The following is a 15572-nucleotide window of genomic DNA, read 5'->3' as shown; positions in this document are numbered from 1 at the left end:
ATTCGGGAGCACACACTGGCTCGGAACTCTTCGCATGAACCTATCATTTTGTGGTCTTAATGTGTCCAAATCCGGGAAAAATGGCCAATCTTGTGAAAAATGAGCCAATTGTACGCTCAACGGATCCAATTGGACTGTTTGGGGGGGGATTTGTCGGCGCAGAAGACCTGAATCTGGTGCTGAATCGCGTCAAATCCCTTGTAGCTGCTGATGGTGGTGCGGCTGTTCTAACAGAATCAGGTCAGATCCCGGATGCGGTCATAGGTGATTTCGATTCGCTAGACGCAGTGGAAAAAGCGAAAATACCTCCCGAGCGTCTCTTTCCGGTCCGCGAACAAGACAGCACTGACTTCGACAAAGCCCTGCGTAGTGTGCAGACCCCATTGGTTCTAGGGGTGGGGTTTCTGGGTGGGCGGCTGGATCATCAACTGGCTGTTTTGAATACTTTGGTCAGAAGGCAGGATCAGGCGTGCATTCTATTGGGTGAGCATGAGGTGGTCTTTCACGCGCCGCCGTGCATTCACCTGCCCGTTGATCCCGGAGATGTCGTTTCGCTGTTTCCAATGTGCCCGGTTACAGGACGCAGCACCGGGCTGGAATGGCCAATCGAAGGGTTGGAGTTTCAGCCAAACGGTCAGGTAGGCACTTCCAACCGCGCACGGGCCGAGGTTGAGTTGCAAATGGACGGGCCGGGGCTTTTGGTTATGATCCCGCGCTCCGCGCTGGATCGGCTTATGCAGGTGTTTCTGTCGGGGCAGACCGGGCGGTGGCCCGCTCGCGCAGAATGACATAGAGGCCCGCAGCGATGGTTATCAAAATGCCAATCGCTGCAAGCCCGTCCGGCAAGTCGCTGAAGATGACCCAGCCGATCAGGGTTGCAACGGGAATTTCCAGATATTGCATCGGGGCCAACGTGGCCGAAGGCGCATAACGCAACGACCAGGTCATCAGCAGATGGGCCACCGTGCCCAACACGCCGATTGCCAGCAAAAGCCAGTACATGTCAGCGGCAGGCAGCGTGGCTGAGATCTCCCATACGTCAAGGTGCGTTCCAATCACCAGAACCGGCGTTAAAACCAATGTGGCAAGAACGCCCGACACGGCCTGCAATGACACAGGGTCAGTCTCTTTCGCGATTTGCCGCGTGACCAGCATGAACAAGGCAAAGACAACAGCGACGATCAGGGGCAATAGCGCAGGAGCGCCGACCTCGGCAAAGCTGGGTTGGATGACCAGAAGCGTGCCGATAAATCCAACGATGCACGCGACCAGACGGCGGGCACCAACTTCTTCGCCCAGCACGTATTTACCCAACAACAACATGATGAACGGCATGACAAAAGCGATTGCGATAGCATCCGCCAGAGGCAGGAACTGAAGCGCGCTGAACATCGCCGTGATGCCGACGATATGCAGAAATGTGCGGATCACAGTCAGGCGCAGAATACGCCCGCGCATGCGCCATGGTCGTCCTGTCAAGGCAACCAGCGGGATCAGGATCAAGGCTTGCACAGCAAAGCGGACTGTAACCAGCAATCCCAACGGAGTCGTCTCGCCCAACAGCTTGGCCATTGAATCACCCAATGGCGCAAGCACGCAGAAACCAAGCATCAAAACAATGCCAAAGACGGGACGATCCTGAGTCATGCCTGCGACGCTAGCCGTTTCGCGAAAGAGTGGAAAGGTCCGACGTTAGGCTTTCGGCAGAGGCTGAACCTTGGTGTAATCTGGCCCAACACAGGTGGGCAAACCGTCATCAAAGTGCAGCCAGCTCAGCTTTTCCTCGTGAGAGACATGAAGTGTTGGGTGCAACACCTCTGGGTTCTCTAATGTCGCCACGTACAGATGCAGTACATCTGACATCTTGGCCGAACGGAACGAGATCGGTGTGCCGCAATGCGGGCAAAAGCTGCGCTCAACTCCTGGTGAGGAGTTGAAGCGCTTAGGTTCTTCCCCGGTCCAACGCCATTGCCCGTCGCGAACCGCGAAATAGATTGTCATCGGAGCTGCGCATTGGCGGCGGCAACTGTCGCAATGGCACGTCACACAAGACAGAGCAGGAGAGTCGACTTCGTATTTGATTTTGCCGCACAGGCAATGTCCACGCATCCGGTAGACTCCTTTCCGACCTCAACAGTTCGGGATGTTTACAGCCAACCCGCCCAGCGAAGTTTCTTTGTACCTCTCGTGCATATCAAGCCCGGTTTGTCGCATGGTCTCAATTGCCGAATCCAAAGGCACAAAATGCTGACCATCACCTCGCAGCGCGAGCGACGCTGCAGAGACTGCCTTGATGGCGCCCAACCCGTTACGCTCGATACAGGGTACCTGAACCAGACCCGCGACGGGATCGCAGGTCATGCCCAGATGATGCTCCAGCGCGATCTCGGCGGCGTTTTCCACCTGCTCGGGTGTGCCGCCCATCACCGCGCAAAGCCCGGCTGCAGCCATGGCAGAAGCGCTTCCAACTTCAGCCTGACAGCCCGCTTCAGCGCCCGAAATCGAAGCATTGAACTTGACCAGCCCGCCAATTGCAGCGGCAGTCAGCAGGAAATCTTCGATATGGCTTTCCGAAGCACCGGGCACGTGGTCGAGGTAATATCGCAGCACTGCAGGCAGCACACCCGCCGCGCCGTTGGTTGGGGCCGTGACAACTTGCCCGCCGGCCGCATTTTCTTCGTTGACCGCCATCGCATAAACGCTCATCCAGTCGTTGATTGTGTGAGGCGCGGTCAGGTTCATCCCGCGCTCGGCCATCAGAGCGTCATAGATCCCTTTGGCACGGCGACGCACGCTCAGGCCACCTGGAAGAATACCATCGGTCCGCAGGCCGCGCTCGATACAGTCGTTCATTACCTGCCAAAGGCGGGCCGAGCCCTTGGTAAAACTATCCGCGCAGCCGCGCGCGATTTCGTTGGCGCGCTTCATTTCGGCGATGGATTTGCCGCTGGAATTTGCCATTTCCAGCATCTCGGCTGCCGATTTGAACGGGTAGGGGACTGGATCGCCTTCTTCGGTGGCTTTGCCTTCGGCCAGTTCCTCTTCGGTCAGAACAAAGCCGCCACCGATGGAATAGAATACCTGCCTCAGGATCACGTCGCCCTGCGCATCCGTTGCCATCAGGATCATCCCGTTGGCATGCCCGGGCAGGTTGTTGTCGTAGTCAAAGACCAGATCGGTTTTCGGGTCGAACGTCAGTGTCGGCAGACCTTCGGGCGACACGGTATGCGTGTCGGCAATGGCAGCAAGCGCAGCCTCGGCTTTGTCATTGTCATACGTGTCGGGCACAAACCCGGCCAGGCCAAGGATAGTTGCACGGTCGGTCGCGTGGCCGACACCGGTAAACGCCAGCGAGCCGTGCAATGACCCCTTGAGGCCGGAAAACTCAAACGGCGACGCGCGCATCATGTCCAGAAAGCGCGCGGCAGCGACCATGGGGCCCATGGTATGAGATGAGGACGGGCCGATGCCCACTTTGAACATATCGAAGACAGAGAGGAACATATCAGATAGCTGAGCCTTCTGGAGGGTTGGCGTGAACAGGGGATGTGAACGGGGTGGCCCCAAGACCTTCTGCGGCTATGGCCGAACGGGTCGCGGGGCGTGTTTCAAGGTGCGCCAGCATTGTTTGCAGGCAAGGTGTATCGGCCAGCTGGTACCAACTGCGGTCTGCCTGAGCGGGGTACAGCGCCATCCAGCGCATCATGCACGCAACGTAATAAGTCAGCACCGATGGTTGGTCAGCGCAGAACCAGTCCGGCGCGCGTTTTGCTACAGTATCCAGCAGTTGCAGGTGGCGCCTCAGACGCGGGCGAATGCCAGTCCGCAATGTGTCGGCCTGTGATGGGTCGATGTATTTCTCAGCGTAAAAGAGGATACGCAGGTCCGCGTGCAACGTATTGGACGCAAAAAACAACCACTTCAGAAATTCTGCACGCGCAGGGTCACCCGGCGCAGGTGCAAGCTGTCCGTGATGCTCGGACAGCCACAGCAGGATCGCCGCGGTTTCAAAGATCGGCCCTTGGGGTGTTTCCAGCACCGGGATCAACCCGTTGGGGTTCAAGGCACGGTATGCGGCACTGTCCTGTTCGTTCCGGCGGCGATCCACCAGAACGGTTTCATACGTCACGCCCATCTCCTCCATCGCCAGGCGGATCACCAGCGAGGCGTTATCAGGGGCATAGTGCAGGCGGTAGGGCGTCAACATGGCGGCAACTTATAGCTCTAAGATGAACTTGTAAGACATGATTGCGACGTTTCCGATAGGAAACGCGTAGTCCCGGGCCATCTTTGGGTTCGCCGCACCGCGAATTGGGGTCGCAGTTACGCTGCGCATTCCCTATAACTCGGGCAAGCCAATTTAGGACAGCTGCCATGACCGGAGATCTTTCGCCTATCGACACTGCGAAATTCGTGGCTGCGCGCCGCGCGGCCGAGATGGTCGAGGACGGAATGCGCGTCGGCCTGGGCACGGGTTCCACGGCCGCATGGCTGGTCAGACGCCTGGGCGAGAGGGTTCAGCAGGACGGCTTGCGGATCAAGGGTGTGCCAACGTCAACACGAACCGCGCAACTTGCCCGAGAGGTCGGGATTGAGGTGATTTCGTTGGACCAGGCCGGATGGCTGGACCTGACAATCGATGGAGCAGACGAGTTTGACAGCGACTTGAACCTGATCAAGGGCGGCGGTGGCGCGCATTTGCAGGAAAAGATCGTAGCGACTGCCAGCGACCAGATGATCGTCATCGCTGATTCCGGCAAAGAGGTCGAAACGTTGGGGGCTTTCCCTTTGCCGGTCGAAGTCGTTCCGTTCGGATGGCAAACCACACGCACCCTGATCGAAGAGGCACTGGATGCCATGGATGTTCTCGGGACGACATCCGTACTGCGCATGAACGGTGAGGCCCCGTTTGTAACGGATGAGGGAAATCATATTCTGGACCTTCATCTGCAGCGCATCGGCAATCCGCGCCAGATGGCGCTGATCCTCAATCAGGTGCCGGGTGTTGTCGAAAACGGCTTGTTCATCGATATCTGTGACAAAGTCGTGATTGGCCACGGCGACGGTCGTGTCGAATTGAGGGATATAAATGCAGGGACCATCCAACTGGATCAGTTGCTTGGGGGCTCTCGTGACAACCTGTTTTCCGATGTTTCGGACTGACTTTAATGCCCTTATCCCTGACAAGCGCCAGTGAATGTTCGAAATTTCAGTGCCCGGGGGTTGGCACCGGGGTTTTCGCGCCCAGATATCCAGAGAATTTTTGCAAGTTGAACGAAGGAAACCGGCATGAGCTTTGACTATGATCTTTTTGTCATCGGCGGAGGCTCGGGCGGGGTCCGCGCAGCGCGCGTGGCAGCGGGTGAGACCGGAGCCAAAGTCGCACTTGCCGAAGAAGACCGCTATGGCGGGACCTGTGTGATCCGCGGCTGTGTCCCCAAGAAACTGATGGTCTTTGCCAGTGAATACTCTGGCATGGTTGGCGATGCGCAGGCTTATGGTTGGGACATTCAGCCCGGTGCGTTCAACTGGAATACATTCCACGGTAAGCTGGTGACGGAACTGGATAGGCTGGAAGGGATCTATCGTAACATCCTGAAAAACAACGGTGTTGAAAGCTTTGATCAGCGCGCGCGTTTGGTGGATGCGCATACGGTCGAGTTGGCTGATGGTACCCGTAAAACCGCCAAGCACATCCTGATCGCCACGGGTGGCCGTCCGGTCGTGCCTGATTTCCCGGGATCAGAGCTGGCGATCACTTCGAACGAGATTTTCCATCTGGATAAGCTGCCCCAGAGTATTCTGATCGTCGGTGGTGGCTATATCGCCAGCGAATTCGCCGGGATCATGAACGGGCTGGGTGTCAAGACCACGCAATTCTATCGCGGCGCGCAAATCCTGCGCGGTTTTGATGAAGAGGCGCGGGGGCTGATCTGTGAAGAGATGCGCCAAAACGGCATCGACGTCCGTCTGGGCACAAATGTGCTGGAAATGACCCAAGACAGCGGCCAGATCCGTGTCAAGGCAACCGATGGTACCGAAGATCGTTTTGACGTGGTGATGTACGCAACGGGCCGTGTGCCAAATGCGGATAATCTGGGGCTGGAAGACTTGGGCGTCGAACGCGGGCGCAAGGGTGAAATCATTGTAAATGAATTCAGCCAGACCGCCGTGCCTTCGATCTATGCCATTGGCGACGTCACGGACCGGGTGAATCTGACGCCCGTTGCGATCCGCGAAGGCATGGCATTTGTCGAAACAGTGTTCAAAGGTAATCCGACGCCTGTGGATCATGAATTGATCCCAACCGCGATCTTTACGCAGCCGGAATTTGGCACTGTTGGCCTCAGCGAAGAAGAAGCGGCAGCGCAAGAACCGATCGAAGTCTACGCCACGTCGTTCAAGCCGATGCAAAAGTCATTCGCTGGCGGAACGCAGCGGGTTTTGATGAAGCTGTTGGTCAGCCAGGCCACGCGAAAGGTACTGGGGTGCCACATTGTTGCCCCCGGTGCGGGTGAGATGATCCAGCTTGCAGGTATTGCCGTAAAGATGGGCGCGACCAAAGAAGATTTTGACCGTACTGTCGCCGTGCATCCGGTGATGGCCGAAGAACTGGTGACAATGCGGCAACCTGTGCGCACGGCTTGATTTGCAACCGCGCGCACACAAGTTACAAAGGACGCCGTGATCACACGGTCAAACACAAGGGAACATATACATATGGCGGGCAACAGCGGTGGCCCCTGGGGGGGCGGAGGCTCTTCCGGTGGTGGAGGAAATCGGGGAAATAACGGGGACGGGCGCAAGCCACCCGAAGGCGACGGCCCGCAGATCCCCGAGATCGACGAGCTGATGAAAAAAGGCCAAGAGCAGCTGCGCGTCCTGATGGGCGGTCGCGGCGGGGGTGGCCGTGGCAGTAATGGTCAGGGGTCAGGCGGTGGCGGCCCGATCTTTACCAAGGGCACCGTTATTATTGGTGGCTTAGTGGCTGTTGGTCTTTGGGCTGCGGCAAGTTTCTACACGGTTAAGCCGGAAGAACAGTCTGTTGAGCTGTTTCTGGGCGAATTTTCCGCTGTTGGAAATCCTGGTCTGAACTTCGCGCCGTGGCCTTTTGTTACAGCCGAGGTAATTCCGGTTACGCGTGAACAGAACGAGGATATGGGCGGTGCCCGTGGCAGCGACGATGGTCTGATGCTGACCGGCGACGAAAACGTGGTCGACATCGACTATCAGGTCGTTTGGAACATCAACGACCCGGCCAAGTTCCTGTTCAATCTGCGCGACCCGCGTCAGACGATCCGCGCGGTTTCGGAATCGGCGATGCGCGAGATCATCGCGCAAAGCGAATTGGCTCCAATCCTGAACCGGGATCGTGGTGTTATCGCCGACCGGTTACAGGAACTTATTCAGGCAACAATGGACAGCTATGATTCCGGCGTGAACATCGTCCGTGTGAACTTTGACAAGGCCGACCCGCCGCAGGATGTGATTGCCGCATTCCGTGACGTTCAGGCCGCTGCGCAGGAACGTGACCGTCTGCAAAATGTGGCCGACGCCTATGCAAACCGCGTGTTGGCGGAAGCCCGTGGTGAAGCCGCGCAGGTACTGGAAGAGGCCGAAGCGTATCGCGCCCAGCAGATCAACAGTGCACAGGGTGAGGCGAGCCGTTTCAGCGCGGTTCTGGAAGAATACTCTAAAGCGCCGGATGTGACCCGCAAGCGTCTGTACCTGGAGCGGATGGAGCAGGTTCTGGGTGATGTCGACAAGATCATCCTGGACGAGAACTCGACCGGTCAGGGGCAGGGCGTCGTACCCTATCTGCCGCTGAACGAACTGCGTCGCAACCAACCTGCGGAGAGCAACTGATGCGTAAGTCGCCTATTATCCTTATCGTCATTGCCATTCTGGGCGTAGTTGGTCTGTCCTCGATCTTTATCGTGGACGAGCGCGAACGCGCGTTGGTGCTGCAATTCGGCCGCGTTGTGGCTGTGAAGGAAGAGCCCGGTCTGGCTTTCAAGATTCCTCTGATCCAGGAAGTGGTTCGCTACGACGACCGTATCCTTTCCATCGACGTTCAACCACTTGAGGTAACACCTCTGGATGACCGTCGTCTGGTGGTCGATGCGTTCGCACGTTACCGGATTTCTGATCTGGAGCAGTTCCGTCAGGCTGTTGGTGTTGGTGGCGTTCCTGTCGCCGAAGACCGTCTGGACCGTATCCTGCGCGCGGAAACGCGGGAAGTTCTGGGTTCGGTGTCCTCGCGTGACATCCTCAGTTCAGACCGTGCGGCTTTGATGCTGCGCATCCGTAACAGCGCGATAGCCGAAGCGCGCGCGCTGGGTGTCAACGTGATCGACGTGCGTCTCAAGGCAACCGACCTGCCACAGGCGAACCTTGAGGCCACTTTCGACCGGATGAAGGCTGAACGGGAACGTGAGGCGACCGACGAACGCGCCCGAGGTAACGAGGCCGCGCAGCGTGTGCGCGCGCAAGCCGACCGGACCGTGGTCGAATTGGTGTCGGACGCCAACCGCGAAGCCGAGATCATTCGCGGTGAGGCTGACGCCGAGCGCAACGCAATCTTCGCCGAAGCCTTTGGCAAGGACCCGGAGTTCTTCGAGTTCTATCGCTCGCTGTCAGCCTATGAACGCGCGCTGGGCGGCAGCAACAGCTCAATGGTGCTGAGCCCGGATTCCGAGTTCTTCAACTACCTGAAATCGCCCACAGGGCAGGCGACCCAGTAATGGGCATGATCCTTCTGGCCTTTGGGCTGGTGCTAATTGTCGAGGGGCTGGCCTATGCGCTGGCCCCTTCGCTTATTGAACGTATGCTCGAAGCGCTTCGTTCAGTTCCAGAACAGGCGCGCCGGTTGATGGGGCTGCTTTGCGTCATAAGTGGGTTGATCCTGCTTTGGGGGGCGTATCAGCTGGGTTTTTGAGGGTATGCCTTCACTTGGCAGTGAATTCCCCGCGATCCTGAGTTGCTCGTCCGATCAAACTGACTACATTGGTCGATAAGCAAGACTGTTTCTTAGCGGTCTGGGGAAGACTGTCGACAAGGAGAGCTCAAGTGCAGGCGAAAGCGCGCAGTGTGTCCGTCCGGTGGGACGAAAGGGGTGAGTGGATGCGGGTGATGTGGCTGGCTTTTGCCGGAATGCTGCTTTTGCTGGCGCAAACAGTTGCCGTACAGGCCCGGGGTGAAAGTCTTGCGCCGCTGGCGGAAAAGATCAGCCCGGCCGTGGTAAACATCACAACAAGTACCCTGATCGAAAGTCAGGCTGGTCCACAGGGGATTGTTCCCGAAGGGTCCCCGTTCGAGGATTTCTTTCGTGAATTTCAGGACCGAAACGGAGATGACGACGACGCGCCAAGGCGCAGCAACGCTTTGGGTTCGGGCTTTGTGATTTCGGAAGACGGATTTATCGTCACCAACAATCACGTTATTGCCGAAGCCGATGAAATCCTTGTGGAATTCTTCCCGGGCGACGGTCAGCCCAAACAAGAACTGGTCGCCAAAGTCATCGGTACGGATGAGAAGACCGATATCGCATTGCTCAAGGTCGAAGCGTCGGGCCCGCTGAAATACGTGACCTTCGGCGATAGTGACGTCGCGCGTGTGGGCGATTGGGTGATTGCCATGGGCAACCCGCTGGGGCAGGGCTTTTCGGTTTCAGCCGGGATCGTGTCGGCCCGTAATCGAGAGCTGAGTGGCTCTTACGACGATTACATTCAGACCGATGCGGCGATCAACCGAGGCAACTCAGGTGGTCCGTTGTTCAACATGGATGGCGAAGTGATCGGCGTGAACACGGCTATCCTGTCTCCCAACGGGGGGTCAATCGGGATTGGATTTTCGATGGCGTCCAACGTTGTGGTCAAAGTTGTCGACCAATTGCGTGAGTTTGGGGAAACGCGCCGCGGGTGGCTTGGCGTGCGTATTCAGGACGTGACGCCGGACATGGCAGAAGCAATGGGGCTTGAAAAGCCTGGCGGTGCTCTGATCAGTGATGTCCCGGAAGGTCCGGCAAAAGAAGCAGGTTTGAAGGCGGGTGATGTGATCACCAGTTTTGACGGCGTCGAGGTTGAAGACACACGCGGTCTGGTGCGTCAGGTCGGTGAAACAGAAGTTGGAAAATCTGTGCGTGTCATCGTGCATCGGGACGGCGGAACCCAGACCGTGTTGGTCACACTGGGGCGTCGCGAAGATGCTGAGCGTGCCGATAGTGGCGAACAGGAACCTGAAGAGGCGCCGGTCGACGAGGACGCGGATATTCTTGGCCTGACGATATCTCCCCTGACCGACACGCTGCGCGAGGATCTGGGTCTGGACGCAGATGCCGAAGGTCTGGTGATTTCCGACGTGGATCAGGCGTCTGAAGCTTATGCCAAAGGATTGCGGGCCGGTGATCTGATCACCGAAGCAGGACAGCAAAAAGTTGAGACCATCGGTGATCTGGAAGAGAGAATGGAAGAATCGCGCGAAGCCGGCAGGAAATCCTTGCTGCTCTTGGTACGCAGGGGCGGAGATCCGCGGTTTGTGGCGCTGAGCCTCGAAGAGTAAACGAAAAAGGCCGGGATAAAATCCCGGCCTTTTTCTTTGCCTACCGATTAAGGGGCAGAGTATTTGAAAAAAAATGAGCCATACGCAGAAATTGCGTATGGCTCAGATACAGGGAGAGGTCAGTGGACAGATATCGGGGATGATTCTCTGACCTCCTACGGTAACAACTTCACCGTAGGTTATGTTTGGAAACAGGTCTGTGAACCAGATCACATCCGCTCAGATCAGGTCAGATTCGGCCAACTCACGTAGTGCCACAAAGTCCTGAATCAGCAGTCCGCCGCGGGATGCTTCCACAACATTGTCGCGTTTCCAGCCTGAGATTGTCTTGGACACAGCTTCGCGCGTCGCCCCGACAAACTCGGCCAGTTCACTTTGCGACAGTGTAATGCGTTCGGACGGGTTGTCCTGCAAACCTGACAGGTGTAGCAGCCTTCGCGCAAGACGAATGGGCATGGGCAAAAAGACTTGCTCGTTCAACTGAGACCCCATGTACCGCATCCGCAATCCGGCCAGCCGGATTAAATCCTCTGCAAGATCAGGATAGTGCCGGATCTGTTTCAGGACGTCATTGCGGCGCACTCGCAAAACGCGCGAGGCTTCGGCCGCCGCAATGGTCGCTGTGCGGGGACCGTTGTCGAACAGGGCGATTTCGCCAAAGACTTCGCCTGGGCGCATCAGGGTCAGGGTCAGCTTGCGCCCGCTCATGGCGAGAAAAGACACTTCGAGGGTGCCTTCCAAAATGGCGTACAGCGCGTCGCCCTCGTCGCCTTGTTCAAAAAGTGTTTCGCCTTGGGTCAGGGAAATTTCGGTCGCTTGAGCCGAAAGCATTTCTCTGAGTCCGTCGGAGGCTTCGGACAAGAAGCCGCTGTTGGGAAAGGCCGTCATGTATGCACCGATCTTGGGCAAGGTGAGTGTGCGGGTGGTGATACAACTTCACATAGCTCGGCGCATTATCCAAGAATTTTGTTTGTTTTGGCAGACCTGGCTGACGCAACGGGACTTATTTCTGTTCCGGATCCTCCATGTAGCGCTGCAACATGCTGAATTGCAGCATCAAAAAGGCCATCAGCGCTATGGGAAAGCCAAAGGTCTCAATCTTGACCCACATGTCCGTCGACATTGTGCGCCAGACAAATTCGTTGGCGGCGGCCAAAATGGCAAAACAGGCGCACAAGCGGCGGGTCAGGATCATCCAGCCTTCCTGTTTCATCGGAAGCAACTCTTCCAGAACATAGGCCAGGTAAGATTTCTTTTGCATCAGGCCAATGCCCAGGATCAAAGCAAACAGACCATAGACCAGCGTGGTTTTCATCTTGAAGAACCGCTCGTCATTGAACCAGGCGGTGAGGCCACCGAAGAAAAGGACCATGAAGGCGGTGAATATCTGCATTCGGCTGAGTTTGCCGGTCAGGTACCACAGGATACCCATCGCGCCGAGCATCAGGGGCACAAAGATGATCGTTGCAACGATAAAGCCGGAATACTCGATACCACCGATCAGAAAACTGTCGTCACGCAAACGCAGGTAGATGAAGAAGAAGGCCAAGGGGGGGCCAAGTTCCAGCACCTGTTTCAAAAACGGGTTGATGTCTTTTTTGGCTGTCATCTGTACGTCCTGCTGTTTACCCGCCCATTTCAACTATTACGGCGCCGAGTGCAATCAATGCCATAAGGGCAATGCGTCGGGGCCCTACAGTTTCCTTTAGCACAAGCCAACCGATCAGGGCCGCAAAGACCGTTGAGGTTTCGCGAAGAACGGCGGCCTCACCCACTTTGTCCAGCCGGGTGGCGAGCATGATCGCACCAAATGACAGAGGGGCAATAATTCCACCCGCCAGACCGCGCAGCATGAGAGGGCCAATAGCAGGGCGGTCGATCATGGCACGCCACCTGAGGAAAGCGTAGATCGGCATGGCCGCGCCATCGATCATGAAGAACCAAGCCAGAAAGGTGAAAGGGTCGGCAGTGGCGCGGATACCGTAGGCGTCATAGGTGGTGTACAGGGCCACAAAAAGGCCCGTGATGATCGCCAGAGTGAGCGCGATGCCAAGTGTGTCGCGATTGGTTTCCAGAAACCGGAAATTATACGCGGCCAACCCGAAGATTCCGGCTAGCAAGGTCGCAACGCCCAGCCATTGAACGGCAGAAAAGGTCTCTCCGAATAGAAGATAAGCTCCGATGACTGTAAAAAGCGGACCGGTTCCGCGCACGACCGGATAGACCACTGTGTAGGAACCTTTGGTATAGGCCATGGCCTGAAGCGTCTTGTACGCGATGTGAATCAGCCAGACGAGCGCGAAGATCGGCCACATATGCGGTTCGGGCCAGGGCACAACAAAAAGGGCGAAAGGTGCGGCCATGAGGCAGTAACTGGCATCAATGGCGCCACGAGACAGCCACGGGTCATGACGCCCCTTTTGCAGAGCCCCAAACACGGCATGAAGAAAGGCCGCCATCAGGGCCAACCCTAGTGCAAGTTGGTGGCCCGCTTCCGTCCCTTCCAATGAGATCAGCCAGTTGCTCAAAGATGCCAACCTTTTGCTGGGCGGTGAGGCTGGGGGTTTTCCACCCCCAGACCCCCGAAGGTATTTTTAGCCAGATGAAGGGGCGGATCAGCCTTTGTCGAGACCGGTCAGGGCGGCGGCAAATTCTTCGGGATCGAAGGGGGCGAGGTCGTCGATCTGTTCGCCCACACCAATGGCGTGGATGGGCAGGCCGAATTTGTCTGCCAAAGCGACCAAAACGCCGCCTTTGGCGGTGCCGTCCAGTTTGGTCATGACAAGGCCCGAGACGTCAGCCAGCTTGCGGAAGGTTTCCACCTGGCTCAGCGCGTTCTGGCCTGTTGTTGCGTCGAGGACCAACAGGGTGTTGTGCGGGGCGGTATCGTCGACTTTGCGGATGACGCGGACAATCTTGGCTAGCTCTTCCATCAGGTCAGCACGGTTTTGCAAACGGCCTGCGGTGTCGATCATCAGCAGATCTGCACCTTCGGCCTGTGCGCGATTCAGAGCATCGAACGCCAGGCTGGCAGGGTCCGAGCCTTCTGGCGCGGTCAGCACCGGAACCCCGGCCCGATCGCCCCAGACTTGCAATTGTTCAACTGCAGCGGCGCGGAACGTGTCACCGGCGGCGATTGCAACTTTTTTGCCCGCTTCCTTGAACTGGCTGGCTAACTTGCCGATTGTGGTGGTCTTGCCCGAGCCGTTGACCCCGACGACCAGCACCACTTGCGGGCGTTTGGGATAGATCGGCAGGGGCTTGGCCACGGGTTCCATCACGCGGGCGACTTCTTGTGCAAGCAATTGCTTGATTTCCCGAGTTGAGAGTTTGCGGCCAAAGCGCCCCTCGGCCATGTTCGAGGTGACGCGCAAGGCCGTGTCGACACCCATGTCAGAGGCGATCAGCAGCTCTTCGAGTTGCTCCAGCATGTCATCGTCCAAGGTGCGGCGCATTTCCGTCGTGCCGCCGCCGCGATTGAACAGGCGGTTCAGAATGCCCTTCGATTCAGGGATTTCGGGTGGAGGAGCGACCGGAGTTGGATCAGCGGGGACAGGGGCGGGCGGTTCAGTAGGTAGTGGTGCCGGGGCTGGATCCGGGATTTCCGGGACCGGTTCCGGTTCGGGCTGTGGTTCTGGGATCACCGGGTCAGGCGCGGCCGTTTCCTCGCCGCCATCTTCGACGATTGCTTCCAGCCCCTCTTCCAGACGAGAGGAGGATTTGAACAGCTTATCCTTTAGCTTTGAGAAAAACGCCATGTAGTGTCTCCGCAGGTGTTCCCTTCACCTAATGCGGATTTGCGGCAGTTGCAAAGGGTCACGCGAATGCAAGGACAAAGCCGAGCTGTGCGCCCCAGTATAGGGGCCAGATGAGATAGGGCGTTGCCTTGAGGGCCGGATGGTTTGGAGGCAGTAGAAACTTCTCGGTCGCAAGGATCAGATCGGACGCGATAAAGGCGATGGCGGCAGGAAAGGCCCTGCGCAATACACCTGTTTCCGGCAGTGCCATAACAGCTATACCCATTCCCAGGATGATGGGTATGTAGGCCAGAACAGGGCCTTTCAGATCAGCCGCGCGTGGCGCCAGCAAGGTGGCCATGACGATGCCCAGAATAATCAGAGACCACACCGTCGCGGGCGCGTTCCAAATCAGATCAGCGTTACTGGTCGGATAGGTCAGGAATAGCGCGATATAGGCCAGATGTCCGCCAGCGAAGGAAGCAATCCCCACCATAAACGTGGCATCCGTTTCGCGAGACAACAATGCATCGCCTGTCGCACAAAGAATGAGCGCAACAACAAGTAACCATGGCCCGCCTTGTACAAGGGCTGCAACGGCCAAAGCGGCAACCGAGGTGGTCTTGAATACCGTTCGCAAGGCCGAGGCCGGGCGCGCTGTCAGCGGCAGATAGACAAGGGCGCAGCCAAGTGCGATCAAGAAAACTATGTTGGTCATGAGTGCCTCCGACTGCTCACGACCGATCTCAGCCGGTGCGGGTTTTGAAATCAATTGCTTACGTTAAGTTAATTTTCTTATGAGGTCCCAGCATCAAACGGTAAATGGAATCGAAGTGAAGCTTCTGGCAGGGTGCGTATATGCTCAGGTATTGGATGATTCTCGCAAGTTTTGCCGCGCAGGCCGTTGCGGCCCAGACGCCTTTATCTGGCACGGAGTTCGACAGATACACGCAAGGTAAAACCTTGTTCTACGGGTTCGACGGGCAGGTTTACGGGGTCGAGCGGTATCTGCCGAACCGGCGTGTGATCTGGTCTTTTCTGGATGGCAATTGCAAGGAAGGTGTCTGGTATCAGCGGGACGAGCAGATCTGCTTTGTCTACGAAGACAGGCTCGACCCTCAATGCTGGGTTTTTACGCAATCTGGCGGCGGGCTGGTTGCGCAGTTTGAAGGCAACCCAGAGGCGACTGAGCTGTATGAGGCTGAGGAACTTGGCGAGGAAATGGTGTGCTATGGGCCTGAGGTTGGTGTGTGATCAAAGCAAGCACAAGACCTC

General features: G+C 57.2%; 17 protein-coding genes. 8 read left to right on the top strand and 9 right to left on the bottom strand.

Features of this window, described 5'->3' with window-relative positions; all coding sequences use genetic code 11:
- Positions 1-92 precede the first annotated feature (92 nt).
- The gene (locus GS646_RS10040) at positions 93-788 is read left to right on the top strand and encodes a thiamine diphosphokinase (RefSeq protein WP_371732067.1); all 696 of its coding nucleotides are present in this window, start codon (positions 93-95) and stop codon (positions 786-788) included.
- Here GS646_RS10040 and GS646_RS10035 read toward each other — a convergent pair.
- From GS646_RS10035 to GS646_RS10020, 4 genes are read right to left on the bottom strand one after another with little or no spacing between them, the layout of a single operon-like run.
- Positions 733-1647 (bottom strand): DMT family transporter, encoded by a 915-nt coding sequence (locus tag GS646_RS10035; protein ID WP_171182662.1) that lies wholly within the window; start codon positions 1645-1647, stop codon positions 733-735. The genes GS646_RS10040 and GS646_RS10035 overlap by 56 nt on opposite strands.
- Before the next feature lie 45 nt (positions 1648-1692).
- Positions 1693-2109, bottom strand: coding sequence for a GFA family protein (locus GS646_RS10030; RefSeq protein WP_171089308.1), 417 nt, complete (start codon positions 2107-2109; stop codon positions 1693-1695).
- A gap of 21 nt (positions 2110-2130) precedes the next feature.
- Positions 2131-3504 carry an L-serine ammonia-lyase gene (locus GS646_RS10025; RefSeq protein WP_171182665.1) on the bottom strand — a complete coding sequence of 458 codons (1374 nt, stop codon included), beginning with the start codon at positions 3502-3504 and terminating at the stop codon, positions 2131-2133.
- Between the two features lies 1 nt (position 3505).
- A complete protein-coding gene (locus tag GS646_RS10020; protein ID WP_171182667.1) occupies positions 3506-4207 on the bottom strand; it encodes a glutathione S-transferase family protein in 702 nt (233 codons plus the stop codon).
- A gap of 167 nt (positions 4208-4374) precedes the next feature.
- Between GS646_RS10020 and rpiA the strand changes: the two genes are divergently transcribed.
- From rpiA to GS646_RS09990, 6 genes are all read left to right on the top strand, one after another.
- Positions 4375-5163 carry a ribose-5-phosphate isomerase RpiA gene (gene rpiA / locus GS646_RS10015; protein WP_171089315.1) on the top strand — a complete coding sequence of 263 codons (789 nt, stop codon included), beginning with the start codon at positions 4375-4377 and terminating at the stop codon, positions 5161-5163.
- Between the two features lie 126 nt (positions 5164-5289).
- Positions 5290-6648 (top strand): glutathione-disulfide reductase, encoded by a 1359-nt coding sequence (gene gor / locus GS646_RS10010; RefSeq protein ID WP_171182669.1) that lies wholly within the window; start codon positions 5290-5292, stop codon positions 6646-6648.
- 72 nt (positions 6649-6720) lie between these two features.
- On the top strand, positions 6721-7866 hold the full coding sequence (hflK, locus tag GS646_RS10005) for an FtsH protease activity modulator HflK (protein ID WP_171182671.1): 1146 nt from the start codon (positions 6721-6723) through the stop codon (positions 7864-7866).
- Entirely contained in the window at positions 7866-8744 is an 879-nt protein-coding gene (gene hflC, locus GS646_RS10000) for a protease modulator HflC (RefSeq protein WP_171105184.1), read from the top strand. The genes hflK and hflC overlap by 1 nt, the downstream gene beginning before the upstream one ends.
- Positions 8744-8938, top strand: a complete 195-nt coding sequence (locus GS646_RS09995) for a DUF2065 domain-containing protein (RefSeq protein ID WP_171182673.1) — start codon at positions 8744-8746, stop codon at positions 8936-8938. The genes hflC and GS646_RS09995 overlap by 1 nt, the downstream gene beginning before the upstream one ends.
- Before the next feature lie 131 nt (positions 8939-9069).
- On the top strand, positions 9070-10560 hold the full coding sequence (locus GS646_RS09990) for a Do family serine endopeptidase (RefSeq protein WP_171089326.1): 1491 nt from the start codon (positions 9070-9072) through the stop codon (positions 10558-10560).
- A 219-nt stretch (positions 10561-10779) separates the two neighbouring features.
- Here GS646_RS09990 and GS646_RS09985 read toward each other — a convergent pair whose 3' ends face one another.
- The 5 genes from GS646_RS09985 to GS646_RS09965 all read right to left on the bottom strand — a co-directional run bounded on the left by GS646_RS09985 (position 10780) and on the right by GS646_RS09965 (position 15015).
- A complete protein-coding gene (locus GS646_RS09985; RefSeq protein WP_171089328.1) occupies positions 10780-11448 on the bottom strand; it encodes a Crp/Fnr family transcriptional regulator in 669 nt (222 codons plus the stop codon).
- A gap of 115 nt (positions 11449-11563) precedes the next feature.
- Positions 11564-12169 (bottom strand): inner membrane-spanning protein YciB, encoded by a 606-nt coding sequence (locus GS646_RS09980; protein ID WP_171089330.1) that lies wholly within the window; start codon positions 12167-12169, stop codon positions 11564-11566.
- 16 nt (positions 12170-12185) lie between these two features.
- Positions 12186-13088, bottom strand: a complete 903-nt coding sequence (locus GS646_RS09975; protein WP_171646774.1) for an EamA family transporter — start codon at positions 13086-13088, stop codon at positions 12186-12188.
- Positions 13089-13175: 87 nt separating this feature from the next.
- A complete protein-coding gene (gene ftsY / locus GS646_RS09970; protein ID WP_171646776.1) occupies positions 13176-14318 on the bottom strand; it encodes a signal recognition particle-docking protein FtsY in 1143 nt (380 codons plus the stop codon).
- A gap of 58 nt (positions 14319-14376) precedes the next feature.
- On the bottom strand, positions 14377-15015 hold the full coding sequence (locus tag GS646_RS09965) for a lysoplasmalogenase (protein WP_171182679.1): 639 nt from the start codon (positions 15013-15015) through the stop codon (positions 14377-14379).
- A gap of 140 nt (positions 15016-15155) precedes the next feature.
- Here GS646_RS09965 and GS646_RS09960 point away from each other — a divergent pair, with 140 nt between their 5' ends.
- A complete protein-coding gene (locus GS646_RS09960) occupies positions 15156-15551 on the top strand; it encodes a hypothetical protein (protein WP_171089338.1) in 396 nt (131 codons plus the stop codon).
- The last annotated feature ends 21 nt before the right edge of the window (positions 15552-15572 follow it).

The organism is Ruegeria sp. HKCCD4315, from assembly GCF_013112245.1.
In the GTDB taxonomy this organism is placed as follows: domain Bacteria; phylum Pseudomonadota; class Alphaproteobacteria; order Rhodobacterales; family Rhodobacteraceae; genus Ruegeria.
This window is presented reverse-complemented; position numbering and strand designations above follow the sequence as displayed.